General features: G+C 65.3%; 23 protein-coding genes. 17 read left to right on the top strand and 6 right to left on the bottom strand.

Features of this window, described 5'->3' with window-relative positions; translation table 11 throughout:
* Positions 1 to 8 precede the first annotated feature (8 nt).
* A complete protein-coding gene (locus HMPREF0307_RS02800) occupies positions 9 to 383 on the top strand; it encodes a DoxX family protein (protein WP_066486731.1) in 375 nt (124 codons plus the stop codon).
* A gap of 3 nt (positions 384 to 386) precedes the next feature.
* On the opposite strand, the gene HMPREF0307_RS02795 is transcribed toward HMPREF0307_RS02800, so the two are convergent.
* The 3 genes from HMPREF0307_RS02795 to HMPREF0307_RS02785 form a co-directional block, all read right to left on the bottom strand.
* Positions 387 to 728, bottom strand: a complete 342-nt coding sequence (locus tag HMPREF0307_RS02795; RefSeq protein WP_066486726.1) for a transglycosylase family protein — start codon at positions 726 to 728, stop codon at positions 387 to 389.
* Between the two features lie 164 nt (positions 729 to 892).
* Complete coding sequence (locus tag HMPREF0307_RS02790) at positions 893 to 2,869, bottom strand: MMPL family transporter (protein WP_066486719.1); 1,977 nt, start codon at positions 2,867 to 2,869, stop codon at positions 893 to 895.
* An 18-nt stretch (positions 2,870 to 2,887) separates the two neighbouring features.
* Positions 2,888 to 3,694 carry a DUF4439 domain-containing protein gene (locus HMPREF0307_RS02785; RefSeq protein WP_141759208.1) on the bottom strand — a complete coding sequence of 269 codons (807 nt, stop codon included), beginning with the start codon at positions 3,692 to 3,694 and terminating at the stop codon, positions 2,888 to 2,890.
* Positions 3,695 to 3,747: 53 nt separating this feature from the next.
* On the opposite strand from HMPREF0307_RS02785, the gene rimP reads away from it, so the two are divergent.
* From rimP to HMPREF0307_RS02740, 9 genes are all read left to right on the top strand, one after another.
* Positions 3,748 to 4,293, top strand: a complete 546-nt coding sequence (gene rimP / locus HMPREF0307_RS02780) for a ribosome maturation factor RimP (RefSeq protein ID WP_066486707.1) — start codon at positions 3,748 to 3,750, stop codon at positions 4,291 to 4,293.
* Positions 4,294 to 4,296: 3 nt separating this feature from the next.
* Entirely contained in the window at positions 4,297 to 5,307 is a 1,011-nt protein-coding gene (gene nusA / locus HMPREF0307_RS02775) for a transcription termination factor NusA (RefSeq protein ID WP_066486705.1), read from the top strand.
* Between the two features lie 191 nt (positions 5,308 to 5,498).
* Positions 5,499 to 5,771, top strand: coding sequence for a YlxR family protein (locus HMPREF0307_RS02770; RefSeq protein WP_066487188.1), 273 nt, complete (start codon positions 5,499 to 5,501; stop codon positions 5,769 to 5,771).
* 150 nt (positions 5,772 to 5,921) lie between these two features.
* Positions 5,922 to 8,702 (top strand): translation initiation factor IF-2, encoded by a 2,781-nt coding sequence (infB, locus tag HMPREF0307_RS02765; RefSeq protein WP_066486703.1) that lies wholly within the window; start codon positions 5,922 to 5,924, stop codon positions 8,700 to 8,702.
* A 172-nt stretch (positions 8,703 to 8,874) separates the two neighbouring features.
* Positions 8,875 to 9,315 carry a 30S ribosome-binding factor RbfA gene (gene rbfA / locus HMPREF0307_RS02760; protein WP_066486702.1) on the top strand — a complete coding sequence of 147 codons (441 nt, stop codon included), beginning with the start codon at positions 8,875 to 8,877 and terminating at the stop codon, positions 9,313 to 9,315.
* On the top strand, positions 9,316 to 10,281 hold the full coding sequence (locus HMPREF0307_RS02755; protein WP_066486699.1) for a DHH family phosphoesterase: 966 nt from the start codon (positions 9,316 to 9,318) through the stop codon (positions 10,279 to 10,281).
* On the top strand, positions 10,278 to 11,567 hold the full coding sequence (locus HMPREF0307_RS13105; RefSeq protein ID WP_066486696.1) for an MATE family efflux transporter: 1,290 nt from the start codon (positions 10,278 to 10,280) through the stop codon (positions 11,565 to 11,567). Before HMPREF0307_RS02755 ends, HMPREF0307_RS13105 begins: the two co-directional genes overlap by 4 nt.
* A complete protein-coding gene (locus tag HMPREF0307_RS13100) occupies positions 11,568 to 12,356 on the top strand; it encodes a metallophosphoesterase family protein (RefSeq protein WP_066486693.1) in 789 nt (262 codons plus the stop codon).
* Complete coding sequence (locus HMPREF0307_RS02740; RefSeq protein WP_066486690.1) at positions 12,353 to 13,006, top strand: 4'-phosphopantetheinyl transferase family protein; 654 nt, start codon at positions 12,353 to 12,355, stop codon at positions 13,004 to 13,006. The genes HMPREF0307_RS13100 and HMPREF0307_RS02740 overlap by 4 nt, the downstream gene beginning before the upstream one ends.
* A gap of 77 nt (positions 13,007 to 13,083) precedes the next feature.
* Here the strand turns inward: HMPREF0307_RS02740 and truB are convergent, their stop codons facing one another.
* Positions 13,084 to 13,974, bottom strand: coding sequence for a tRNA pseudouridine(55) synthase TruB (gene truB, locus HMPREF0307_RS02735; protein WP_066486685.1), 891 nt, complete (start codon positions 13,972 to 13,974; stop codon positions 13,084 to 13,086).
* A gap of 38 nt (positions 13,975 to 14,012) precedes the next feature.
* Between truB and HMPREF0307_RS02730 the strand changes: the two genes are divergently transcribed.
* The 4 genes from HMPREF0307_RS02730 to HMPREF0307_RS02715 all read left to right on the top strand — a co-directional run bounded on the left by HMPREF0307_RS02730 (position 14,013) and on the right by HMPREF0307_RS02715 (position 16,762).
* Positions 14,013 to 15,035: a bifunctional riboflavin kinase/FAD synthetase gene (locus tag HMPREF0307_RS02730; protein ID WP_066486682.1), complete on the top strand. Its 1,023-nt coding sequence runs from the start codon at positions 14,013 to 14,015 to the stop codon at positions 15,033 to 15,035.
* Positions 15,036 to 15,968: a nucleoside hydrolase gene (locus HMPREF0307_RS02725; protein WP_066486678.1), complete on the top strand. Its 933-nt coding sequence runs from the start codon at positions 15,036 to 15,038 to the stop codon at positions 15,966 to 15,968.
* 101 nt (positions 15,969 to 16,069) lie between these two features.
* Complete coding sequence (rpsO, locus tag HMPREF0307_RS02720; protein WP_066486675.1) at positions 16,070 to 16,339, top strand: 30S ribosomal protein S15; 270 nt, start codon at positions 16,070 to 16,072, stop codon at positions 16,337 to 16,339.
* Between the two features lie 108 nt (positions 16,340 to 16,447).
* Entirely contained in the window at positions 16,448 to 16,762 is a 315-nt protein-coding gene (locus HMPREF0307_RS02715) for a DUF4288 domain-containing protein (protein ID WP_066486671.1), read from the top strand.
* A 13-nt stretch (positions 16,763 to 16,775) separates the two neighbouring features.
* Here HMPREF0307_RS02715 and HMPREF0307_RS02710 read toward each other — a convergent pair whose 3' ends face one another.
* Positions 16,776 to 17,282 (bottom strand): CPBP family intramembrane glutamic endopeptidase, encoded by a 507-nt coding sequence (locus HMPREF0307_RS02710; RefSeq protein ID WP_066486668.1) that lies wholly within the window; start codon positions 17,280 to 17,282, stop codon positions 16,776 to 16,778.
* A 151-nt stretch (positions 17,283 to 17,433) separates the two neighbouring features.
* On the opposite strand from HMPREF0307_RS02710, the gene HMPREF0307_RS02705 reads away from it, so the two are divergent.
* Positions 17,434 to 19,677: a polyribonucleotide nucleotidyltransferase gene (locus HMPREF0307_RS02705; RefSeq protein WP_066486665.1), complete on the top strand. Its 2,244-nt coding sequence runs from the start codon at positions 17,434 to 17,436 to the stop codon at positions 19,675 to 19,677.
* A 133-nt stretch (positions 19,678 to 19,810) separates the two neighbouring features.
* Here the strand turns inward: HMPREF0307_RS02705 and HMPREF0307_RS02700 are convergent, their stop codons facing one another.
* A complete protein-coding gene (locus tag HMPREF0307_RS02700) occupies positions 19,811 to 20,491 on the bottom strand; it encodes an AMIN-like domain-containing (lipo)protein (RefSeq protein ID WP_066486663.1) in 681 nt (226 codons plus the stop codon).
* 100 nt (positions 20,492 to 20,591) lie between these two features.
* Between HMPREF0307_RS02700 and HMPREF0307_RS02695 the strand changes: the two genes are divergently transcribed.
* Together HMPREF0307_RS02695 and HMPREF0307_RS02690 are read left to right on the top strand one after the other, a co-directional pair.
* The gene (locus tag HMPREF0307_RS02695) at positions 20,592 to 21,206 is read left to right on the top strand and encodes a TIGR03943 family putative permease subunit (protein WP_168162239.1); all 615 of its coding nucleotides are present in this window, start codon (positions 20,592 to 20,594) and stop codon (positions 21,204 to 21,206) included.
* Positions 21,196 to 22,200: a permease gene (locus tag HMPREF0307_RS02690; RefSeq protein ID WP_070539889.1), complete on the top strand. Its 1,005-nt coding sequence runs from the start codon at positions 21,196 to 21,198 to the stop codon at positions 22,198 to 22,200. Before HMPREF0307_RS02695 ends, HMPREF0307_RS02690 begins: the two co-directional genes overlap by 11 nt.
* Positions 22,201 to 22,265: the final 65 nt, after the last annotated feature.

The raw sequence follows: 22,265 nt of genomic DNA, 5'->3' as shown, positions 1-22,265 counted from the left end.
CTCGAGGTATGAACATCGATTGGAATGAAGCCCGCGCGTTGACGTTCGGTTCGGTCATGCTCACCATGGGCACCCTCCACTTCGTAAAGAAGGAGGAGTTTGAGTCCATCGTGCCGCCGCAGTTGCCGGGCACGGCGCGGTTGTACAACTACGCCTCGGGCGTGTGGGAGTTGGGGACGGGTGCCGCAGTAATCAATAAGAAAACCCGCCCTGTGGGCGGGTGGTCAGCGCTCGGGTTGCTCGCGGCCGTGTGGCCGGCGAACTTCTATCACGCCGCGCGCGATTTGAAGACCGGCGCGGGGTGGGGGAAGAAGGCCTATCACGTGCTGCGCCTTCCGGCGCAGCTGCTCATGATGCGTGCGGCCTATCGGCTCACGCGCTAGCGGCTAGTAGGTCAGCGGGCCGCCGCAGTTGGGCCAGGCGCCAGCGCCCTGGCCAGCGAGGACGCGCTCGGCGATGTCGATCTGCTGGGCCTTGGTGGCCTGGTCTGCGGTGGGCGCGTACTGCTGACCGCCGTAGCCGGCCCACGTGTCGTAGCTGAACTGGACGCCGCCGTAGTAGCCATTGCCCGTGTTGATATTCCAGTTGCCGCCGGACTCGCACGCGGCGACCTGGTCCCAGGCCGCGGTGGAGGCGGCGTGAGCGGCGGGGGCGCCGACGGCGGTAAGCGCTGTGGTAAGCGCTGTGGCGGCACCGAAGGTTGCGAGAGTCTTCGTCATAGAACGCATGGAGTTAGTGCTCCTTTGCATGGTTGAGGTCAGATTCTTGAAAGCAGCGGGAGGAGGGCCTGCCGCGTCCATGCCGACCCAACGTAGGAGTCCATGCGATTGTGTGCAATGAAATTCAACGCATAATTGCCTGTCCTTCCGCTGAGCGGAAGGACAGGCAATTTTCAGGAGCGCTGCGCAGCGGGGGATCCGGCAGATTTAAGGGAAACCGTTTCCGAGTCGGATTTTCCGGCCGGGTGGGCAGGCCACCAGAATTTCTCGCCGAGGAGCTGGACGAGGGCGGGCACGAGGACGGTACGCACGATAAGAGTGTCGAGGAGGACACCGATGAAGACCGTGATGCCCAGCTGCGCGAGGACGACGAGGGGAAGGACGCCGAGTGCGGCGAAGACGGCGGCCAGCAGGATGCCTGCTGAGGTGATGACGCCGCCGGTGGCCGAGAGCGCGGTGAGCACGCCGCGGCGGGTGCCAACACTGCGGGCGTCCTCGCGGGCACGGGTGATGAGGAAGATCGTGTAGTCGATGCCGAGGGCGACGAGGAAGACGAACGCGAAAAGCGGCGTCGTGGAGGCGAAGCGGTCGAAGCCGAAGATGTAGTAGCTTACCCACCAGCCCAGGCCCAGGGCGGCGACATTGGTGAGTAAGACGGAGGCGACCATGATGAGCGGCGCGAGCAGGGAGCGCAGCATGAGGATGAGCGCGCCACATGCAAGAGCGAGGACGAGCGGGAAGATGGTGCGGCGATCGTCGGCTGCGGCGGATTCTTCGTCCGCGAGCTGGGCGTCGGAGCCGCCCACGTAGGTCTCGCCCGGCAGCTGCCCGCGTAGTTCAGAGAAATGGGCGGAAGACTGGAAGAGCGTCCAGCCGTTGGCGGCGCCGGTCTCACGAGCGTCGGGGAGGGCCTCCTTCACCGCGTCCGCGTCGCGGGTGGCGATAATGGTCGGAGTGGCGGATTGCTCGGGGAATGTCTCTTCGAGCTCGGTGCCGGCGGAGATGGATTCCGGGGTGTCGAGGAACTGGTCGGATTGGGTCAGCCCCGTGGAAATGTGGGCGTAGCCGGAAGCGCACACGGCGAGCAGGAGAAGGGAGACGGCCGTGACGAGCTTGGGGCGTGCGCCCACAAGGCCGCCCACGCGGTCCCAGAGCTTGTGGTTCGGCTCGGTGCCGACTTCGGGGCGGCGGGGCCAGAAGATCCAGCGACCGAAGGTCACGAGCACGCCGGGCAGGACGAACAGGGCGAAGAGCCACGCGATGATGATGCCCGTGGCGGACGCGAGGCCCAGGCCACGAGTGTTGGGGACGGAGGAGAGCAGCAGACAGAGCACGCCGAGGATCACGGTCGTCGCCGAGGCGGTGACAGCCTTGAGCGTGGGCAGCCAGGCGGCGGCCATGGCGGCGAAGCGGTCCTCGTGGCGCGTGAGCTCATCGCGGTAGCGCGAGATAAGCAGTAACGCGTAGTTCGTGCCCGCGCCGAAGACGAGGACGGAGAGGATGCCGGAGGTCGACTCGTTCCAGGCGAGGCCGGTGGCGTCGAGGACGTAGGTATAGATGGTTGCGGCGACTCGGTCAGCGATGCCGATGACGAGCAGCGGCAGGATCCACAGGATGGGGGAGCGATACGTCGCGATGAGCAGGAGCGCCACGATGGCCGCGGTGACGCCAAGGAGCAGGAAGTTGGCGCCTTCGAAGACGCTGGCGAGGTCAGCGCGGATCGCGGCCGGGCCGGTGACCTGGACGGTCACGCCCTCCGGTGCGCCGTCGGTGAGGCGCGCGCGTAGGTCTTCGACCTCGGTGGCGTTCTGCGAGGAGCTCGTGGACTCCACGTTGTAGGGCACGATGGCACCGTCGCCGGCCTCATTCGGAATGACGGGGCCCAAGTCACCGGCGAGTTTCTGCAACTCGTCCATGTGTGTGCGCACGTCACCGCTGAAGAAGACGATGGCCGCCTGAGATCCGCCGGCGCCCGAGGCCTCCTGAACCTCGGCCTGGATGTTGGCGACGCGGGTGGACTCCGCGTCGCTCGGCAGGGAATGAGTACCCGCGTTGGGCTGCTCCACACCTCCCAGCGACATCGCCCCGATACCGAGGATGAGTAAGAGGAGAGCGAGCCAGCGTGCGGACTTCTGGCGTGAAGCGGTCATAACCGCCCACTCTACCCGCTAGACGGTGCGCGCCCAGGCGGCGGTCCCCACGAGCCAGCGCAGCCACGCGGTCGCATCCGTCGCCTCGGTGGTCGCGGCAGCTGTGGCTTCGTCCCGGCCCGCGATTGTCGCCGCCTGCGTCCAGCGTTCCTGCGTGCGTGCGTTTAACTGCGTGACGTAGTCTGCGGAGCTCGCCGTGTCTGTGGGCAGCGGCAGGTCCGTCGCAGTGTAGGCCGCGGCCTGCGCCGGGGCCTCGGCCTTGGCGTCTGCCAGCAGGCCCCGCAGCCATGCGGCGATCTGCTCGTGGTCAGCGATGAGGCTGCCGATGCGCCCCTCCTGATCGCCCGCCGCAAATGCCTTCGCCGTGTCCAGTCCCCAGATGGTCTCGTATTCCCACGCGAGGAGATCCTTTGCCTGGTCGATTTCGGCTGGGGTAAGCATAAGGTCCGGCTCGGCGAGCTGCGGCGCGGCGCTGGCGGCATCGTCAATAGCGTGGGAGACGATGAGCGCGCGGGATTCGACGGGGACGGCGGCGGTGAGCGGATCGATGGGCTCGGCGTGCTTCGTGGAGTACTCCGCCACGGCGGCGTCGCGGTCGACCTGGCAGGAGCCAGGGGAGGTGCCGTCCTCGGCGAACCCGCAGGTGCGGGCGACCTCGGCCCAGAGGGCATCGGCATGCTCTGCGTTGCCCTGGGACTGCGCTTGCGCGGCGAGTTCGATAAGGGTCGGGTCCGGCCGCGGGCCGAAGTAGTCGATGACAGGCGCGCACCCGGCGGTGAGCAGGGCGGCGGGCAAGACGGCGGCAATGAGCATTCGGCGTAACACGCAGTCAACCTTAGCGCGCCTGCGAGACGTGGGAAGCGGCTAGGGTAGAACGCATGGCTTTTCCCACTCCACAGATTTTGACCGAGCGGCTTACCCCGCTGTTGGCCGCGCGCGGGCTTGACCTTGAGCACGTCAAGGCAACTCCGGCTGGCAAGAAGTCCCAGGTGGTTATCCGCGTCGATGGCGACGAACGCCCGAGCTCGGATCTGCTGGGGGAGGTCTCCGATGAGATCTCCACGTTTTTCGACGACCTAGAGGCGCGCGGCGATCTCAATTTCGGCGCAGGCTACACGCTGGAGGTTTCCACGCCGGGCGTGGATCTGCCGCTCACCGCGCCGCGCCATTTCCGTCGCAACCGTGGCCGTGTTATTTCGCTGGAGGGGAAGACCGTGGGCCGACTGGGAGCGCTGTCTCCTGACGAGTCCTCGGTGATCCTCGTCGCGCGCGCGAAGAAAGAGCTGCGCGTGAGCGTCGCACGATTGGAAAATCTGGCCGGTGCGGTGGTAGAAATTGAATTCGCACGCGCACCCGAAGACGAGCTTCGAGTGACTGAGCAATCGTTTGAACAAGCAGCCGAGCAGGCTGACCGAGAGGACTAATAAGTGAATATCGACATCGCGGCATTGCGCACCATCCAGACGCAGCAGGGCATCCCCGTGGGTGATCTGCTGCAGACCATCGCATCCGCTTTGCTCTTCTCCTACCGCGAATACCGCGCGACGGAGCCGGACGAGAACGTCAAGGCCCGCGTGGACATCGACGGAGACACCGGCGCCGTGGCCGTCATCGTCACCGAGACCGACCCGGAGACCGGCGAGGTCGTCACCGAATATGACGACACCCCAGCCAACTTCGGCCGCGTGGGCGCCCACGCCGTGCGCGACGCCATCCTGCGCCGCATGCGTGAGGCTGAGGCCGACCGCACCTTTGATTCCTACACGCCGCTCACCGGTCGCGTGGTCTCCGGCATCGTGCAGCGCGACGCGCGCGCCAACGAGCGCGGTATCGTCGTGGTCCAGCTCGGCACCGAAGCCGACGCCCAGGACGGTATCCTCCTGCCCGCCGAGCAGATCCCGGGCGAGACCTTGAAGCACGGTGACCGCGTCAAGGCGTATGTCGTCGACGTGCATAAGAACGGCGCTGCCGTGCAGGTGAGTCTCTCGCGCACCCACCCGGAGCTCGTCCGCGGCCTCTTCGAGCTGGAGATCCCGGAGGTTGGCGACGGCTCCGTGGAGGTCATCTCCATTGCCCGCGAGGCTGGCCACCGCACGAAGATCGCCGTGCAGGGCAAGGCCAAGGGCCTTAATGCCAAGGGCGCCTGCATTGGCCCCAAGGGGGCGCGCGTCAACAACATCATGCGTGAGCTCCACGGCGAGAAGATCGACATTATTGACTTCAACGAGGACCCGGCCGTCTACGTGGGCAATGCGCTTGCACCGTCTAAGGTCGTGCGCGTCGACGTCCTCGATCCGGAGGCGCAGATCGCCCGCGTCACCGTGCCGGATTACCAGCTTTCGCTCGCCATCGGCAAGGAGGGCCAGAACGCTCGTCTCGCCGCGCGTCTTACCGGCTGGAAGATCGACATCCACTCGGACGCGGAGTCTGCAGAGTAAATTGTGGTGTCGCGCCGCGTAATTTTGGTGTCGCGTCACCACGCTTGCGTGGCGGCGCGTTTACCCTAAGTTCAAATTCTGCGTCATGTCGCGTAGACTAAGGAACGGCCCTCATGCGCCGGTGGACACCGGTGGTAATCCCGCACGCCCTGAATCGGAGCGTGCACGAGCACGAAGGAGTTGACCTCGCTATGACGTCACCCCGTGTGCGTACGTGCATTGCCACTCGCGACCGCCGCCCCGATACCGAGCTGCTCCGCGTGGTCCTCGACCCCGCAGATCCAACTCGCGTCGTGGCCGATCCGCACCGCCGCCTTCCCGGACGGGGAGCGTGGCTCACGCCGGATGTGGACGCATATGAGCTAGCGGAGCGCCGCCGAGCTTTCGGTCGCGCGCTGCGCACGTCTACCCACGTGGACACAGGTCAAGTACGTTCGTACCTGGAGTCGGTCGCGGCGCCCTAACGTGGTGCCGGACCCAGATTGCATAAAGGAAGACCCCACACTGATGAGCGCACAACGATGAAGCATCAGCGATGAAAGTCGTCAACAACAACTCTTGACGGTGGCCGCCACTTTCGCGGCCATCCTCAAGTAACAACCAAGAGGAGACAAGTGGCCGGAAAGCTACGCGTTCACGAGCTCGCGAAAGAGCTCGGAGTAACCAGCAAGGAACTGCTCGCGACCCTGAAGGACCAGGGCGAGTTCGTTAAAACCGCATCGTCCACCATCGAACCGCCGGTGGTGAAGAAGATGCGTGCCTTCTACGAGCCGCAGGGCGCCAAGGATGACGCCCAGCAGCCCGCGAAGGGTGGCGCGCCCAAGTCGGGTGCTGCCAAGCCGGGACAGTCTGCTGCCCCGAAGCCGGGCGCTGGCAACCCCAAGCCGGGCCAGCAGGCCCCGTCTGCGCAGGCGAAGCCGGGCAAGCCCGCGGAGAAGTCGGGACCGAAGCCGGGCGCACCCAAGCCGGGTGCAGAGAAGTCTAACGCCGCTAAGCCGGGCCAGCCCGCGTCGAAACCGGCGCAGGGCGCCCCGAAGCCGGGTCAGTCCGCTGCCCCGAAGCCGGGCGCACCGACCCCGCGTTCTATGCCGAAGCCGGGCGGCACGCGTCGTGTGGCGAATAACCCGTTCTCCACGGGTTCGAGCGACCGTCCGGGCCCGCGTCCGGGTGGCTCCAAGGGCCCGCGCGCAGGTAAGGGCGGCGAAGGTCGTGGCCACGGTGGCCAGGGCGGCCAGAACCGTGGCGGTCAGAACCGCGGCCAGCAGGGCGGCCAGGGTCGTCCGGGTGGCCAGCAGGGCGGCGGTCGTCGTCCGAGCCCGGCCATGATGCCGGCGCACCCGAATCCGGCTACGATGCCGTCCAAGTCCTCCAACGCCGGTGGCGGCGGACGCGGCCGCGGCGGTTCCCGTCCGGGCCAGCACGCTGCTGGTGGCGGCGGATTCCGTGGTGGCGGCGGTCGCGGCGGTCGTCGCGGCGGCACCGCGGGTGCATTCGGACGCCCGGGTGGCGCTCCGCGTCGCGGCAAGAAGTCGAAGCGTCAGAAGCGCCATGAGTACGAAGAGCAGCAGAAGCACGAGGTTGGCGGCGTCCGCCTGCCCGACGGCGGCGGCAAGGTCGTTCGCCTGCGTCGCGGCGCGTCGCTCGCTGACTTCGCTGAGAAGATCGGTGCCGATCCGGCAGCGCTCGTCCAGGCTCTGTTCAACCTCGGCGAGATGGTGACCGCAACGGCGTCCGTCTCCGAGGACACGCTGCAGCTGCTCGGCTCTGAGATCAACTACGAGGTGCAGGTCGTCTCGCCGGAGGACGAGGACCGCGAGCTCCTCGAGTCCTTCGACCTCCAGTTTGGCGAGGACGAAGGCGGCGAGGAAGCCCAGGAGAAGCGTCCCCCAGTCGTCACGGTCATGGGCCACGTCGACCACGGTAAGACCCGCTTGCTCGACACCATCCGTAAGACGCACGAGCGCGAGGGTGAGGCCGGCGGCATCACCCAGGGCATCGGCGCCTACCAGACCACGGTGGAGCTCGAAGATGGCCCGCGCACGATTACGTTCCTGGATACCCCGGGTCACGAGGCGTTTACCGCCATGCGTGCGCGTGGTGCCCAGTCCACGGACTTGGCGATCCTCGTTGTCGCTGCCGATGACGGCGTTATGCCGCAGACGGTGGAGGCCATCAACCATGCGAAGGCTGCGGACATCCCGGTCGTCGTTGCGGTGAACAAGGTCGATAAGCCCGAGGCACAGCCGGACAAGATTCGTGGCCAGCTCACCGAGTACGGCCTCATCCCGGAGGAGTACGGCGGCGACACCATGTTCGTCGACATCTCTGCGAAGGCCGGCACGAACATCGAGGACCTGCTCGAGGCTGTCATCCTTACGGCGGACGCGGCGCTCGAGCTCACGGCGAACCCGAACATGGACGCCCAGGGCGTTGCTATCGAGTCCCACCTCGACCGTGGCCGTGGCCCGGTCGCGACGGTCATCGTTCAGCGCGGTACGCTGCGCGTCGGTGATTCCATCGTCGTGGGTGACGCACATGGCCGTGTGCGCCGCATGCTCGACGAGTTCGGCAACGACGTGGACGAGGCGGGTCCGTCGTGCCCGGTCCAGGTCCAGGGTCTCAACGGCGTGCCGGGTGCGGGCGACAACCTGCTCGTGGTCGAGGACGACCGTGTCGCGCGTCAGATTGCCGCGCAGCGTGATGCCCGCAAGCGTTCCGCTCTGCAGGCGAAGTCCCGCAAGCGCGTCTCTCTCGAAGACCTGGATGCCGTGCTCAAGGAGACCTCCACGCTCAACCTCATTCTCAAGGGCGACAACGCCGGTTCGGTAGAAGCCCTCGAGGACGCGTTGCTCGACCTGGAGATCGACGACGAGGTCCAGCTCAACATCCTCGACCGCGGTGTCGGTGCTGTCACGCAGACCAACGTCTCGCTCGCGGCTGCCTCGGACGCCATCATCATCGCGTTCAACGTGCGTGCTGAGGGTAAGGCAACGGAGGAGGCCAACGCCGAAGGCGTGGACATCCGTTACTACACCATCATCTACCGCGCCATCGAAGAGATTGAGCAGGCTCTCAAGGGCATGCTCAAGCCCATCTACGAAGAGCGCGACACTGGTGCGGCCGAGATCCGCGCGCTGTTCAAGTCCTCTGCGGTGGGTACCATCGCCGGCCTTATGGTCACCGAGGGCAAGATCAAGCGCAACGGCAAGGTGCGCTTGGTCCGCGATGGCAACGTCATTTCCTCCGACGCGAAGATCGAGTCTCTGCGTCACGAGAAGGACGATGTCACCGAGATGAACGCCGGTTACGAGTGCGGTGCTGTCCTGTCTTACCCGGATATCCAGGTGGGCGACATCCTGCAGGCCTACGAAGAGGTCGAGGTTCCGCGCGACTAGTCGCGTGAGTTCTATACCGGAATAATTCGACGCTGAGCCCGCGTTTCCTGAATTGAGGAAACGCGGGCTTTCGCGTGCCCGCCCCGCTAGGTGCGCGAGGGAGGGCTTGTCCTCTAGACTTGGTTGGTTGAACGCCGCGTCTGCGGCAAGCTGTAAGCATGAAGGAGTAGCCATGGTTGATCACGCCCGCGCGGCCCGTATGGCCAAGCGCATTCAGGAGATCGTCGCCAGTGCCATCGAGCGTCAGATTAAAGACCGCCGTCTCGAGTTGGTAACCATCACGGACACCCGCGTCACCGGCGATTTGCACGACGCCACGGTGTACTACACCGTCCGTGGCAAGGACCTGAACTCCGAGCCGGATCTGGACCAGGCGGCCGAGGCGCTCCACCGCGCCAAGGGTCAGTTGCGCAAGATCGTGGGCGATCAGCTCTCCGTGCGCTTTACGCCCACACTGAGTTTCGAGTTCGATGCCGTGCCGGAGGCCTCCGCGCACATGGAGGAGCTGCTTGAGCGCGCTCGTCAGCGCGACGCGGAGCTGGCCAAGCTCAAGGAGAACGCGCGTCCAGCGGGCGACGCGAACCCGTACAAGACGTCGGGCGAGGAGGAGTAGATGGCCGGAACTGAAGCACAATTCCAGGCGGTTGTTGACGCCCTCAAGGCGGCGCAGCGCGTCTGCATCATCACACACCTGCGCCCGGATGCCGATGCCGTCGGTTCGGCCTCGGCACTCGCCCTCGGCCTGGATCAGTTGGGCAAGGAGTCGACCATCGTCATCGGCCAGCGCCGCCCGGTCTCGGAGAACCTGCTCACCATTCCGGGCTCCGAGCGCATTCAGCTCGCCTCCTCGTTGCCGGAAAACTATGACGTCTACGTCACGGTGGATTGCGGCGCCATCGACCGCACGGGTCTGCTCGAAGACGACGTGGCGACGGTCGACAACCTCGTGTGCATCGACCACCACTCCTCGAACAAAGGGTTTGGCTCCATCAACCTCGTGCTCGATGAGTGCGAGTCCACGACGGTCGTATTGACGCGCGTGCTCGACTTGCTCTCCGTCCAGCTCGATACGAAGATCGCGCACGGCCTCTACGCCGGCCTGATGACGGACACCGGCTCCTTCCGCTGGGGCCGTCCGGCCATGCACATGTACGCCCACCGCTACATGCAATACGGGCTCGACACCAAGCAGATCGCCGTGGACCTCATTGACTCCACGAATGCGGATGACCTGCAGATGGTCGGCCGCGTGCTCTCTGGCCTGCGCATCTTGCCGGCGGGCCCGCACCGCCTGGGCATCCTCGTCGCCTCGCTCGAATTCGCTGAAGGTTCGGCCGAGGGCTCCGTGGAGTCGCTCGTCGACTTCGTCCGCGCGCTCGACGGTTCTGATATTGGCGTCGTTTTCAAGGAACAGTCCCGCGGCGTGTGGGCGGTCTCCCTGCGCTCGTCCACGGTCAACTGCGCCGAGATCGCCGGCCGCCTCGGGGGTGGCGGACACGTGCCGGCCGCCGGCTACACCACGTACGGTGACGAGGGGGAGATCATCAACCAGCTCGTCACCCTGCTCGCCGAAGAATGACCGAGGAGACAGTTTCCGCGCGACGGATTTTCGGCCTAGCCCTGCCCGCCTTGGGCGTGCTGGCCGCGATGCCGCTCTACCTGCTCCTCGACACCGCCGTCGTGGGACGCTTGGGTGCCACGGCGCTCGCGGCCCTGGGGGCCGCCGCGACCGTGCAATCGGTCGTCACCACCCAGCTGACTTTCCTGTCCTATGGCACCACGGCGCGCTCCGCCCGCTTCTACGGCCGTGGCGACCGCCAGGCCGCCGTCGCTGAGGGCGTCCAGGCCACCTGGGTGGCCCTGGGCGTGGGAGCGATCCTCATGGCCCTCATGTGGGTCTTCGCCGGGAGCATCGGCAGGTTCATGACGGGCTCCGAGGAAGTCGCGCGCCTAGCCGCCGAGTGGCTGCGCCTCGCGGCGCTCGCCATCCCGCTTACCCTCGTGGAAATGGCCGGCAACGGCTGGATGCGCGGCGTCCAAGATACCCGCAAGCCGCTGTTGTTCACCCTGGCCGGGCTCATCCCGGGTGCCATCGCCGTGCCCATCTTCGTGCACTTCTGGGGCGTTCTCGGCTCCGCGGCGGCGACCGTGCTGGGCATGGGGATCATCGCCGCGTGCTTCCTGCGTGAGCTCCACCGCGAACATGAGGGGGACTGGCGCCCGGACCGAGGGGTCATCGGCAAGCAATTGGTGCTCGGCCGCGACCTCATCGTGCGGTCGCTCGCGTTCCAGGTGGCGATGCTCTCCGCGACGGCCGTGGTGGGACGCTTCGGCACGGCGCCCCTGGCCGCGCATCAGATTATGACGCAGCTGTGGAATTTCCTGACACTCGTCCTCGACTCGCTCGCCATCGCGGCGCAGACGCTTATCGGTGCGGCCCTCGGCGCTGGTCACTCCGCCAAGCGAGTGGGGCAGCGGATTGTGGGCTACTCGGCAGGCTTCGCGGTGGCACTCGCGGTCGTCTTCGCGGTGGGTGCCTCCCTCATTCCGCGGATCTTCACCCAGGACTCCGTGGTGCTCGACGCGCTTGCGCGACCGTGGTGGGTCATGGTTGCCATGGTCATCACGGGTGGTGTGCTCTTCGCACTCGACGGCGTGCTGCTCGGCGCGGGCGATGCCGCCTTCCTGCGCACGCTCACCCTTGCCTCCGTTATCCTGGGGTATCTGCCCGGCGTTTTCCTCGCCTATGCCCTGGACTGGGGGCTTACCGGCGTGTGGGCCGGACTCGCGGCGTTTATCGCCCTCCGCACCGTGGGCGTGATTTATCGTTTTAAGTCAATGAAGTGGGCCAGAAAGGAGCTGTAGATGGCAACCCTATGGGCCGTGTCCGATCTGCATGCGGCGGCCAAGGCAAACCGGCCCCGCATCGAGGCGCTGCAGCCTTCCGATCCAAGTGATTGGCTCATCGTCGCTGGCGATGTTGCGGAGCGCACTGACCTCATTTTGGAGATCCTCGGCGAGCTGGCGTCGCGCTATGCCACCGTCATCTGGGTTCCTGGCAACCACGAGCTTTTTGCCCGCAGCCAGGACCGCTTCCGCGGCCGCGCGAAGTACGCCAAGCTCGTGGCCGGCTGCCGCCGCCTGGGCGTCATTACGCCAGAGGACCCGTACCCCGTCTTCCACGGGGTGACCATCGTCCCGCTCTTTACGCTCTACGATTACAGCTTCCGCACGCCGGGTGTCTCGGCCGAGGACGCCGTCTCCGCGGCGGAAGAGAAGGGCATCATGATGACCGACGAGGTGGCCATCGCCCCCTTCGTTGACATCCGCGCGTGGTGCTGGGACCGCCTCGCGTACTCGATTAAGCGCTTGTCCCGGATCGACGGGCCCACGATTCTCATTAACCACTGGCCGCTCGTCCAAGAGCCCACGCAGCGCATGCGCTATCCCGAGGTCGCCCTGTGGTGCGGCACCCGCCATACCCGCGCGTGGCCGAACCGCTACCACGCGCAGCAGGTCATCTACGGTCACCTCCACATCCCGGTGGTCGAGGAGATCGACGGCGTCACGCACGCCGAGGTTTCCCTGGGCTACCCGCGCGAATGGCAAAGCCGCGACGGACAGGTCTGGCCGTACAAGGTGATGGGCTCATGATCGATAACGTGCTCTTCCCTGACTCCGCGCGCTTTTGCTACGTGCGCACCTCGGAACCCGACCTTTTAAACTATGACGGCCTCGATCCCCTCGAGCGCACCCTGGTTAGCCAAGCCGTGGACGTGCGCAAGGCCGAATTCGGCGACGCCCGCTGGTGCGCCCACCAAGCCCTCTCCGAGCTCGGCGCGACGGGGCCCGTCTTAAGAGGGGAACGCGGCATGCCGCTCTTCCCGGACGGTTTCGTGGGCTCCATTACCCACACCCAGGGCTTTCGCGCAGCCGTTGCGGCACCCTATTCCTCCGTCCGGTCGATTGGCATCGACGCCGAGCCTGCCGATGTCCTCCCCGAAGGCGTCTTCGACGCCATCGCCCGGGCCAGCGAGGTGCCCCAAATGTCCAAGCTCGTCGCCGCCGGCGTGACCTGCCCGGACCGCTTGCTTTTCTGCGCGAAGGAGGCCACGTACAAGGCGTGGTTTCCCATGACGCAGCGCTGGCTCGACTTCGACCAAGCGGAAATCTCGTTGCGCGCGGACGGCACGCTCATCTCCTATATCTTGGCGCGCCCCACGCCCGTGCCTTTCATCGAGGGCCGCTGGGTCATCCGCGACGGCTACGTCATCGTCTCGACCGTGGTGCCGCATACCCTCTGACACTTCGCGTGCGGGTTCAAACGTGAATGAGTCATGGGTTTTCGGCAAGAAAATCCGTGACTCATTCATACTTCGACTTAGAGCGTCGACGGCCGCGCCACGAAGACCGTCGCGAGGCGCTTGCCCTTCTCCTTGATGAGCGCAACGGACCTGCCGGACGGGTCCACGGCCGCGTGCACGCCTTTCAAGCCCCGCGGCTCGAGCCATTTGCCCATGGCCAGCGCCGCCGCTTCTTCTTCCGTGACGTCGAGGACCGGATAGGAGCGCGCCAGCGCCTCGTCGAGAGACAGCGACAAGGTAGGGGATTCTTCCAGTTCCTCCAGCGTGCGTGCGTCGGCCAAGGTAAAAGGCCCGACCTCGGTTCGCCGCAGGGCCGTGAGGTGCCCGCCCACGCCGAGTGCTTCGCCGAGGTCGCGGGCCAGCGAGCGGATATACGTACCCGAGGAGCACTCCACGTGGACGTCGACGTCTACAAACGATCCCCGGCGAATCTCCAGGATGTCGAAGCGAGAAATCGTTACAGGACGCGCGGGAATCTCGACGTCTTCGCCGGCGCGGACGCGTTCGTAGGCACGCTTGCCGTCGATCTTGATAGCGGAGACTGCCGCGGGCTTTTGCATGATGTCTCCGGTGAGCGCGGCGACGCCGTCGGTGATGGCGGCATCGGAAAGCGCGGACGGGTCCGCAGAAGAGACGGTCTCGCCCTCCGCGTCATCCGTGGAGGTCGCTTGGCCCAGGCGGATGGTGGCGTCATAGGCCTTCGTGGAGGCGACCATGTGCGCGAGGAACTTCGTGCCGCGCTCGAGGCCCAGGACGAGCACTCCCGTCGCCATGGGATCCAACGTGCCCGCGTGGCCCACCTTCTTCGTGTGGAAGAACCTGCGCAGACGCCCCACGACATCGTGGGAGGTCATGCCCGCGGGCTTGTCAACGACAACGAGGCCGGAGGTGGCGAGTGCATCAGTCATGTCCGCTAGTCTAAGCGACGGGGCACGCGTGAACTAACATGGTGCGCGTGGATATTTGGTATGGACTCAGCGAGGTCGAGTGCTCGCACGGCAGCATCGTGACCATCGGCGTTTTCGACGGCGTACACCGCGGCCACCGGCTGCTTATCGATGCCGCCGTGGAACGTGCCCACGCCGAGGGCCGCTCGGCCGTCGTCGTCACCTTCGACCCGCATCCCGTGTCGGTCTTCCTGCCGGAGCGCGCGCCGCTGGCCGTGACGACCCTTGAGGAGCGCCTGCGTTTGCTGGAGAGCTACGGCGTCGACGGCGTCCTCGTTATCGACTTCACCAAAGAACTCGCCGGCCTGAGCCCAGAGGCGTACGTGGACCGGCTCCTCGTCGACGCCCTCCACGCCCGCGGTGTGGTCGTGGGCCAGAATTTCTCGTTCGGCGCGAACGCCGCCGGCACGCCGGAACTGCTCACTGCGTTAGGAAAGATACAAGGATTCGACGTCACCGTCATTCCGCTGCTCAGCGACGACGACGTGGATATCTGCTCGACCTACGTGCGCTCTCAGCTTGCCGAAGGCAACGTGGAGCACGCCAACTGGGCGCTCGGCCGCGCGTTTAGTGTTAACGGCCCTGTCGTCCGCGGTGCCGGCCGCGGCGGCAAGGAACTTGGTTTCCCCACCGCCAACCAGTATTTCCCGGATACGCACGCGCTGCCTGCTGACGGCGTCTACGCAGGCTGGTTCTCCATCGACCCGACCGCCGCGCGTGTGGACGGCAACATGGAACCGGGCCGCGCCTACGCCGCCGCGATTTCCGTGGGTACGAACCCCACCTTCGGCGACGAGGAGCGCTCCATCGAGTCCTTCGTACTCGACCGCGAGGCTGATCTCTACGGCCACGAGGCCACCGTCGAATTCGTCGCTCACCTGCGGGACATGGTGAAGTTCAACTCCGTGGACGAGCTGCTGGAGAATATGCACCGAGACGTCGCCGCCGCGCGCGTTGCCTTGGCTGCCGATGCCGCCGCCCGTGGCTGGACCCCCGACCAGTACTTCCTCATGGAGGATTAAATGAAGCTTATACTTGACCTCGACACCGGTATTGATGACGCGCTCGCGTTGGCTTATGCGATTTCCGCCCACGAGCGCGGCGAGGCCGAGCTACTGGCGGTGACGGGTACCTACGGCAATGTCGACGTCGAGCAGGGCGTCGCCAACTCTCGCGCGCTCCTCGAGCTGCTGGGACACCCCGAGATTCCTGTCATCCCGGGCCCGCAGAAGCCCGGCTTCGAGGTCCTCGAGATATCCTCGTTCATTCATGGCTCGAACGGTGTGGGCAACGTCGCCTTGCCCGCCGCCCCGGAGCAGACCATCACCACCGATGCGGTCGACTTCCTCATCGAGGCCTACCGCACCCACGGCGCGGATCTCACCATCATTCCCACGGGACCGTCGACCACCATCGCCGCGGCGATGCGTGAGGCACCCGAGCTTGCCGATGCCCCCGTGGTCTTTATGGGCGGAGCCCTCACCGTCCCCGGCAACGTCACGCCGCTGGCCGAGGCCAATGTCATCCAAGACCCCGCGGCAACGGACTTCCTGCTGCGTACCGGTACGAACGTGTCCATGGTGGGTCTCGATGTCACGACGCGCACCGTGCTCACGAAGAAGCACACCGCGCAGTGGCGTGGAACCCTGGTAGGGGACATCTACGCCGACATGTTCGACTACTACATCGACGCCTACGCGCAGTCTGAGCCGGAGCTGGGCGGCTGTGGCCTGCATGATCCGCTCGCCGTCGCGACCGCCTTAACCCCGAGCCTCATCGACTGGCTGCCCATCAACATGATGTGCACTCACGAAGGCCGCACCACGGGAGACCCGGCCCGCTTCCACACGGAGGTCACCTCGCGCGCGGCAGTCGGTGTGGATATCGACCGCTTCGTCGACGACCTCATGGCACGTATGGCCGAGCTTTTTGGTAAATCCAGCGCTGACCTGTAATATCTTCCGAAGTCTGTGTACTGCGGTTCGCAGCAGTTGCAGGCGCGCCTTTCGCGGCGCGACATTTCATGCGGACTGAAATAAAACGAGGAGTAATACTCATGGCATTGACCACTGAGAAGAAGGCCGAAATCCTCAAGGAGTACGGCCTGCACGAGACCGACACTGGCTCTCCGGAGGCGCAGATTGCTCTGCTCACCTCCCGCATCAACACTCTGACCGAGCACCTGAAGACCCACAAGCACGATCACCACTCCCGTCGTGGTCTGCTGCTGATGGTTGGTCGTCGTCGTGGCCTGCTGAAGTACCTGGCTGCCACCAACATCGACCGCTACCGTGACCTGATCGCCCGCCTGGGCCTGCGTCGCTAAGCCTTCCGGTTGCTTTCACACCCCGTCTTCGGACGGGGTGTGTTGCTTTCTAGGGCCGTCGTGATCACGAAGCAGGTATCGCGGCCCCTGAGACGGTAGCTTGGCACCATGGAACCGTATATCGGCATTGTCGTTTTTGAACTTGAATCGGTAGAGCCCAGCGCGCCGTCGTATTTCCGCGAAGATATTGTCCTCGTCCGTGCCACAGACGACGATGAGGCGCGCGCGAAGGTCATGGCGCTGGCGCGTAGCCAAGAATCGGCAGAGCATCCCACGATCGTCATGCGCCACATCGTGGATGTCGCGCCTGCACTCTACGGCACGGTCGAGGGAGACGTGGACCTCTATGCGCGCCACTTTGCGTCGCTTGAGGACTATGCGCGCTTCGACATGAAGCTGGGAGGGCGCGACCCGTTCGCCTAGTCCCGCGCGTGGGCTACACGAGGAGCATTGCCGTGAGGATGTTGATGGCAGCGTGCACGGCGGCGCCGGGCCATAAAGAAGCGCTTTTCTCGCGCAGCCAACCCTGGGCGAAGCCGGTGGCAATCTGCACAACAAAGAGCGGGATGAGGGCGACATCCATCATGGCCAGCGGTAGGTGGATGAGGCCGAAGAGGAGACCCTGCACTGTAATTCCCGCGCCGGCATTCCAGCGTTGGGTGATAATTCCTTGTAGGAAACCGCGGAAGAAGATTTCTTCGCCCACCGCGCGCAGCGCCATCGCGAGGAATCCCATTGCCGTTGTTGCAGTCGTGGTCTGGGCGACAACCTCCGCCGGCACAGGCAACAACACGAGGTAGCTCAGCACCAGCAACACGAGCAGCAGGATGCCGGCCCACGTCCAGCCGTGCGCCTGCGGCCGCCCGAGTCCGACGGTCACGGGCTGGCGCCGGAGAAGAAGAAACACCAGCGTGGGCAGCGACCACAACACGAACATGACCATGGTTTAAGCCTAAGCCTGTACCGCGAGTCAGGGAGCGTGATGTTCGACATAATCCCAGGAAAGCTGCTAAAATCGCTACTCGTTGTAGAAAACCCAACGATTTTTCAACCGGCGGCACCGATGATCGCCGGGCTACAAGGAGTAGAAAACTTTGAGCGCTAAGAACGCTGTTGAATTTAACGTTGATGAGGAATTTGGCATCACCGAGGCGATTGCCACCATCGACAATGGGGACTTCGGTACCCGCACCATCCGCTTCGAGACCGGCCAGCTGGCCCGTCAGGCGGACGGCTCCGTCACCACTTACCTGGATGACGACACCATGCTGCTGGCCACGACCACCGCGTCGAACCAGCCGCGCGAGGGCTTTGACTTCTTCCCGCTGACGGTCGACGTCGAGGAGCGCATGTACGCCGCGGGCAAGATCCCGGGCTCCTTCTTCCGCCGCGAGGGTCGTCCCTCCACCGAGGCCATCCTGGCCTGCCGCCTTATCGACCGCCCGCTGCGCCCGACCTTCGTCAAGGGCCTGCGCAACGAGGTCCAGGTCGTCATCACCGTCATGTCCATGGACCCGGACGAGTACTACGACGTCGTCGCCATCAACGGCGCGTCTGCTGCGACGCAGCTCTCCGGCCTGCCGGTCTCCGGCGCCGTGGGCGGCGTACGCATGGCGCTCATCGCCGATGATAAGCACCCGAAGGGCCAGTGGGTCGCCTTCCCGAACGCCGAGCAGCACGAGCGAGCTCTCTTCGAGATGGTCGTCGCCGGCCGCATCGTGAAGAAGGGCCGCAAGGACGACGTCGCCATCATGATGGTCGAGGCAGGTGCTGGCGAGAACGTCGCCGAGCGCATCAAGGACGGTGCCCCGGCACCGCAGGAGTCCACCGTGGCCGAGGGCCTCGAGGCCGCTAAGCCGTTCATCCGCACGCTGTGTGAGGCACAGGCTGGCCTGGCCGAGCGCGCCGCAAAGGAAACCCAGGAGTTCCCGCTCTTCCCGCCGTACACCGATGACGTGTTCAAGGCCGTGGAAAAGCAGGCCTCCAAGAAGCTGGGCGAGCTGCTCACCATCCCAGGCAAGCAGGACCGCGACGACGCGACCAACGAGTACATGGAAGACATCGAGGAGGATCTCCTCGACCGCTTCGCGGAGTTGGAGGATGCCTCCAAGCAGATTCGCGCTGCGTATAACGCCGTGATGAAGCAGATCGTCCGTTCCAAGATTCTGGCTGAGGGTTTCCGTATCGACGGCCGCGGTGTCACCGACATCCGCGACCTGGGCGTCGAGGTCGACCTCGTTCCGCGCGCCCACGGTTCCTCGCTCTTCGAGCGCGGTGAGACCCAGATCCTCGGTGTGACCACCCTGGACATGCTCAAGATGGAGCAGCAAATCGACTCGCTCACCCCGGTCGATTCCAAGCGCTACATCCACCACTACAACTTCCCGCCGTACTCCACCGGTGAGACCGGCCGCGTCGGCTCCCCGAAGCGCCGCGAGATCGGCCACGGTGCGCTTGCCGAGCGCGCCCTGCTCCCGGTTATCCCGTCCCGTGAGGACTTCCCGTACGCCATCCGCCAGGTCTCTGAGGCTCTCGGCTCCAACGGTTCGACCTCCATGGGGTCTGTCTGTGCCTCTACGCTGTCCCTGTACAACGCGGGCGTGCCGCTCAAGGCTCCGGTCGCCGGTATTGCCATGGGCCTCGTCTCCGGCGAGGTCGACGGCAAGGAGAAGTTCGTCGCGCTCACCGATATCCTCGGCGCCGAGGATGCATTCGGCGACATGGACTTCAAGGTCGCCGGTACCTCCGAGTTCATTACCGCGCTGCAGCTCGACACCAAGCTGGACGGCATTCCGTCTAAGGTCCTGGCGCAGGCTCTGGAACAGGCACGTGATGCCCGCGCCACCATCCTGGACACCATGGCTGAGGTCATCGAGGGTCCGGACGAGATGTCCGGCCTGGCCCCGAAGATCACGTCCGTGAAGATCCCGATGAACAAGATTGGCGAGCTCATCGGCCCGAAGGGCAAGACCATCAACGCCATCACTGAGGAAACCGGCGCGGACGTCTCCATCGAAGAAGACGGCACCGTGTACGTCTCCGCCACCACGGGCGAGGCTGCCGATGCCGCCATCGAGCGCATCAATTCCATCGCCAACCCGCAGCTTCCCAAGGTCGGCGAGCGCTTCCTCGGCACCGTCGTGAAGACGGTCGCCTTCGGTGCTTTCGTCTCGCTCACGCCGGGCCGCGACGGTCTTATCCACATCTCCAAGCTGGGCGGCGACGAGCGCATCGAGCGCGTCGAGGACGTCGTCAATGTCGGCGACAAGATTCAGGTCGAGATCGCGGACATCGACAACCGCGGCAAGATCTCCCTCGTCCCGGTCGAGGAGGACTAGTCCTCATCGGATGAGCGCTTGACGCTCACACGGCCCGCACGGATTCGTTCCGTGCGGGCCGTTCGCGGTTTTCAGGACAACGGGGCGCAGTTCAATCTGGGGCTTTGTTGTTCTGAAATCCAGGCGCGCGGGGCTAGGAGGTCTGGAAGTCGACGACGACGCGCGGCGGGCCCTCGAGGAAGGTCACGGAGTAGGGCAGCTGGCGGTCGAGGCCGATGACGAATTGAGACTGCGCCTCAAAGGCGTTGACGAAGTTGACTCCGGTGACGGCGCCTGCGCCGGGGTAGGTGGTGAACTCGGCGTACTGCTGCTGGAGCTGCGGCGTAGACGGCCACGGGGTGCCTTCGATACCGAGGACGAGGGCGGTGGCCCCGTCGTAGGCGACGGGCTTGCCGGAGGCCTGGGCTGCGGGGGAGTTGGTGTACTGCGTGTACCAGCCAGGCTTTCCGGGGCCGGTGAATTCGATGACGACCCGGTCGTAGCCCTCGTGCGAGCCGACGCGCACGGCGACGGGGACGAGTTCGGCGCCTTCGGCTTGCGTGAGCGGCTGGTCCGCGAGCGACGGGGTGCCGAGGAAACCGGCGGGTGCGGAACCGGCGGTGTCTTCGGGATCGGTGCTCGTGGTGGGCGACTCCGGACTCGATGCCAGGGCGCTGGATTCGGTACTGGACGTTGCTGCACTAGTGGTTCCCGAGCTGGAGGTTGCTGCGGGGGAGGAGGCGGGGGCATCGGAAGGCTCGGTGCTTGAGCAGCCAGCCACGATTAACGGCAGCGCGAGGAGAGCGGAGTAACGGAAGTGGCGTGTGGTACTCATGTCTTCCAGTCTAGGCGGAAAGCGGGTTATAGTAGGGCGGTTTCAATAACGGCGTAGAAGTATGGGTGAGGTGCGAGTGCGGCAATGTGGCGTGGTGCTCGTGGGCGTGTTCGCTCTAGGGCTGGTGTGGCTGGTCGCAGTCGGAGACGTGGCCCGTTACCTTGCGCCACGGTTTAGCTGGCTCCTCATTGCAGCCGGTGTGGTGCTTTTCGGAGCGGCGATAGTTGCGCGGGCGGATCGGCCCGTGCCGCGCATGGCATGGTTGTTGCTCGTTCCTCTGGCGCTGGTGTGGCTCGCGCAGCCGCATCAGTTGGGCTCGACGGTCGCTCAGAATCACGCAGGCGCCCGGCAGCCTGCGGCCTCAGAGTTGCGCGGGAAATCTGCGTTCGCTCCGCTGGGGGAGACCGCGGGAATCCGTGAGTTGAACGTGCGCGCACACTTGGAGCCGGAGAACATTGCTGGCAAAAAGGTAACGGTGCGCGGGTTCGCCGTGCGTGCGGAGGACGGATGGCGCCTGACCCGCTTCACCATTTCTTGCTGTGCGGCCGATGCCATGGCCTATTCGGTGCGGCTGGATACCAACGCCGCGCTGAGCGAGGACGCCTGGTATGAGGTGACCGGCGCAGTGAGTCCGGGCCAAGAACCGGTGCTAGCCGTGGCAGCTTCTCGCGACATCTCCGCTATTGGGGTGCCGGAGGATCCGTATGAGCACTAGAGTCCCGCACCACGTTGATCCGGAGCTTGTTGAAACTAGCGCGCGCCTGCGGCAGATCGGCGTGTGGTCTGTCGTCATTTGTGCCCTAGGCGTGGCTTTGCAGCTTGGGGTTGGGGGACCGTTACGTCTGCACGGCGCGCTCGACGCTTGGGCCACGCTTCTGGTCGCCATTGTCTTCCAAGCCGCACCGTTCCTTGTTGCGGGCGTGGTTGTTTCTGCGGTGCTGGCTGTGCTTGTCCCGGATTCGGTATTCCTGCGCGCCGGGCGCGCTGGGGTGCCGGGGATGGCCGCGGCCGGGGTTATCTTGCCTGGCTGCGAGTGTTCCGCGGTGCCAGTGGCCGCAACGCTCATGCGCCGGGGCGTGCCTGCGAGTGGAGCCTTGGCGTTTATGCTGGCCAGCCCCGCTATCAACCCTGTGGTGCTCGTCGCGACGGCCGTAGCTTTCCCCGATGCGCCTGCGATGGCGTGGGCGCGTCTCGCAGCGGGCCTGGTTGCGGCGAGCATCGTGGGCTGGGCTTGGCAACGCGTGGGCGTTACAGTCGCCGAAAACTCCCGTCATGGCAGCCATGAGCATCACCGTGTCCCAGGCGAGCACCGATGGCGGCACGTTGCGGGACACATCGTGGACGACTTCGCTTCCGCGGGTGGCTGCCTCGTGCTCGGCGCGATGATCGCAGCGACATTGAAGGTGCTCCTACCCGCACAGTGGCTGGAAACGCTGGCAGGCCAACCCCTCCTGGCGATTGCTGCGATGGCGATGCTGGCCATCATCATGAGCGTGTGCTCTGAGGCGGATGCTTTCATTGCAGCCTCGTTCGTGGGAGTCAGTCCGGTTGCGCAACTGGTGTTTCTCACAGTGGGACCGATGGTGGATCTCAAGCTGGTGGCCCTGCAATGGGGCGTGTGGGGTCGCCGGTTCGTGCTCCGGTTTGTCCCTTTAGCTTTTGCTGGGGCGGTCGGTGGCGCCCTCGCGGTGGGACTGGTGGCGTTATAAAAGCGAGCGCGTGCGAGACGAGTAGGATGGCGAAACGAGTAAAAGTAGCCGTAATGCGTTGTATG

The sequence above is a fragment of the Corynebacterium sp. DNF00584 genome, assembly GCF_001552965.1.
In the GTDB taxonomy this organism is placed as follows: Bacteria; Actinomycetota; Actinomycetes; order Mycobacteriales; family Mycobacteriaceae; genus Corynebacterium; species Corynebacterium phoceense.
Note: the sequence above shows the minus strand (reverse complement) of the source record. Positions and strands in the feature narration are given on the sequence as shown.

Bases quoted from the DNA above. Each gene is read 5' to 3' on its own strand.
- HMPREF0307_RS02795 (WP_066486726.1), bottom strand. From the start codon at position 728: ATGCGTTCTATGACGAAGACTCTCGCAACCTTCGGTGCCGCCACAGCG.
- HMPREF0307_RS02800 (WP_066486731.1), top strand. From the start codon at position 9: ATGAACATCGATTGGAATGAAGCCCGCGCGTTGACGTTCGGTTCGGTC.
- HMPREF0307_RS02790 (WP_066486719.1), bottom strand. From the start codon at position 2,869: ATGACCGCTTCACGCCAGAAGTCCGCACGCTGGCTCGCTCTCCTCTTA.
- rpsO (WP_066486675.1), top strand. From the start codon at position 16,070: ATGGCATTGACCACTGAGAAGAAGGCCGAAATCCTCAAGGAGTACGGC.
- HMPREF0307_RS02730 (WP_066486682.1), top strand. From the start codon at position 14,013: ATGGTGCGCGTGGATATTTGGTATGGACTCAGCGAGGTCGAGTGCTCG.
- HMPREF0307_RS02755 (WP_066486699.1), top strand. From the start codon at position 9,316: ATGGCCGGAACTGAAGCACAATTCCAGGCGGTTGTTGACGCCCTCAAG.
- rbfA (WP_066486702.1), top strand. From the start codon at position 8,875: ATGGTTGATCACGCCCGCGCGGCCCGTATGGCCAAGCGCATTCAGGAG.
- HMPREF0307_RS02700 (WP_066486663.1), bottom strand. From the start codon at position 20,491: ATGAGTACCACACGCCACTTCCGTTACTCCGCTCTCCTCGCGCTGCCG.
- HMPREF0307_RS02715 (WP_066486671.1), top strand. From the start codon at position 16,448: ATGGAACCGTATATCGGCATTGTCGTTTTTGAACTTGAATCGGTAGAG.
- HMPREF0307_RS02710 (WP_066486668.1), bottom strand. From the start codon at position 17,282: ATGGTCATGTTCGTGTTGTGGTCGCTGCCCACGCTGGTGTTTCTTCTT.
- HMPREF0307_RS02740 (WP_066486690.1), top strand. From the start codon at position 12,353: ATGATCGATAACGTGCTCTTCCCTGACTCCGCGCGCTTTTGCTACGTG.
- HMPREF0307_RS13105 (WP_066486696.1), top strand. From the start codon at position 10,278: ATGACCGAGGAGACAGTTTCCGCGCGACGGATTTTCGGCCTAGCCCTG.
- truB (WP_066486685.1), bottom strand. From the start codon at position 13,974: ATGACTGATGCACTCGCCACCTCCGGCCTCGTTGTCGTTGACAAGCCC.
- HMPREF0307_RS13100 (WP_066486693.1), top strand. From the start codon at position 11,568: ATGGCAACCCTATGGGCCGTGTCCGATCTGCATGCGGCGGCCAAGGCA.
- rimP (WP_066486707.1), top strand. From the start codon at position 3,748: ATGGCTTTTCCCACTCCACAGATTTTGACCGAGCGGCTTACCCCGCTG.
- HMPREF0307_RS02770 (WP_066487188.1), top strand. From the start codon at position 5,499: ATGACGTCACCCCGTGTGCGTACGTGCATTGCCACTCGCGACCGCCGC.
- HMPREF0307_RS02725 (WP_066486678.1), top strand. From the start codon at position 15,036: ATGAAGCTTATACTTGACCTCGACACCGGTATTGATGACGCGCTCGCG.
- HMPREF0307_RS02690 (WP_070539889.1), top strand. From the start codon at position 21,196: ATGAGCACTAGAGTCCCGCACCACGTTGATCCGGAGCTTGTTGAAACT.